The sequence below is a fragment of the Mesorhizobium sp. M7A.F.Ca.US.014.04.1.1 genome, from assembly GCF_003998745.1.
Classification (GTDB): Bacteria; Pseudomonadota; Alphaproteobacteria; order Rhizobiales; family Rhizobiaceae; genus Mesorhizobium; species Mesorhizobium ciceri.
The window spans coordinates 1-1,766 of record NZ_RZRW01000858.1; the positions used below are offsets into that span (position 1 = coordinate 1).

1 protein-coding gene and 2 pseudogenes are annotated in these 1,766 nt (G+C 66.4%); 2 read left to right on the plus strand and 1 reads right to left on the minus strand.

What is annotated here, in order from left to right; all coding sequences use genetic code 11:
• A pseudogene (locus EOA22_RS32380) lies at nt 1-960 on the plus strand (peptidase M15); the annotation flags it as partial.
• Nucleotides 961-1,136: 176 nt separating this feature from the next.
• Nucleotides 1,137-1,328 (plus strand): hypothetical protein, encoded by a 192-nt coding sequence (locus EOA22_RS32385; protein ID WP_013529739.1) that lies wholly within the window; start codon nt 1,137-1,139, stop codon nt 1,326-1,328.
• 87 nt (nt 1,329-1,415) lie between these two features.
• Here EOA22_RS32385 and EOA22_RS32390 read toward each other — a convergent pair.
• Nucleotides 1,416-1,766, minus strand: a pseudogene (locus EOA22_RS32390) (keto-deoxy-phosphogluconate aldolase); the annotation flags it as partial.

The following is a 1,766-nucleotide window of genomic DNA, read 5'->3' on the forward strand; positions in this document are numbered from 1 at the left end:
GCGCCGGAGAATGCGTGGCGCGCCGAGATTCCGCAGGTGACCGAACAGCAGGCTCCGGAGCCTGAACAGGACACGCCGGAGACGATCATCGCGGCATTGCCGGCCCGAAGCATTCCGCTGCCGGATTTCGCACCGCGGCCGAAAGCCGATGTCGGCGCGCAGCAGCCTGAGAATGTTCCCTTCGCGATGGCGGAGGCGACAGCCACCACCGAGCAGGCCGTGGCGACCGCGCATGCGCCGGCGAGCGTTCCTTTCGGCATGGCCGATGCAACGGCTTCGGCTGATGCGACCCAGGTCGCGGTCAACAACATACCGTTGCCGACATGGCGTCCCGACAATTCGCTGCCGGCCGCTCTGGCTGCGCCGCCCAGCAAGGATGTGCTGATGGCGCTGGCCGAGACGGCCGACCAAGGCAAGACCGCGACCGATGCGTTCTCGGTGCTGCCGACGGCGCGGCCCGAGATGGCCAGGCCGGACGCGGTCAAGGCCGTGCTCGACGAGGCCAATGCCCAGGTCGGTGCGGCCGATTACCAGCTTGCTTCCTTGTCCGGGTCCGAGCCGCGTTCGGCGTTCAACGATCCGGGCACCAACACCGCATCGCCGCGCGATGCTGTCGTGGCCCGCCCAGTCGGTTCCGATCCGGCCGCCGCGATCGGCGCCGGCGTCAAGACGACCCGCAAGGAATCGAGAGCCACCGCCCGCGACCTGAAGCCAGGCCCCAAGGCCATGGTGGTTGCAGCCGCACCGCAGGCCGCCCGTTGGGCCTTGACCAGCGGCGAGCAGGTCGCCACCGTTTCAAGCGCGACGACGGCGCCGGGTTACGCCTACAGCATCGTGCACACGCCGCCGAGCGAGGTCTACACCGCTGGCTTCCAGCCGAGCAGCCAGGTGGCCGATGCCAATCGCTTCACCGGCAACGCCGTCAAGTTCATGTCGGTAGCCCGCTTCCAGACCAAATGACGGCAAATCAACCGACAAAGCCGCGCCGGGCAACCAGCGCGGCTTTTTGCTGCGTGGCCGGATCCGGTCGCGCGGCCCGCCGGCTTCCGATCACACCGGCCTGACATTGCCGTGATCGTGGAACGCCTCGGGCCGTCAACGGTTTCTCCCTCGTTCGTTCAAACCCGGGGATACCCATGAAGAAGATTCTACTGGCATCGGTCATCGCGTTGGCAACCGCTTCGGCGGCCATCGCCCCTACGCAGGCCGAAACCATTGTCGTCAAGACCCACGATCACATGCACATGAAGAAGCACTGCCGGACCAAGGTTGTCACGACCTGGAAGCATCATCATAGGGTGGTCAGGGAAGTCAGGGTCTGCAACTGATCCGGCCAAGGCAGGCCTGGAAAAAACATCCGGCGGAAGCCCGGTCGACGCAAGTCGGCCGGGTTTTTCCATGCCGCCATGAAAGCCTTATTTTGTGAGCTTGCTCGCCGCGCGCGCCAAGCCTTCGATCTCGTCCCATTTGCCGGCCTTGACGAGGTCGTCGGGCGCCACCCAGGAACCGCCGACGCAGACCACGTTGGGCAGGCTTAGATAGTCAGCCGCGTTCTTGGCCGAGATGCCGCCGGTCGGGCAGAATTTCACATCGGCGAGCGGCGAGGCGAAGGCCTTCAGCGAAGCGATGCCGCCCGACTGCTCGGCCGGGAAGAATTTCAGGAAGCGCAAGCCGGCTTCGCGCGCGGCCATGATCTCGGCGGGGGTGATCGCACCGGGCAGCAGCGGAACATCGCTGGCGGCGGCGGCCGGCAGAAGCTCGCGGGT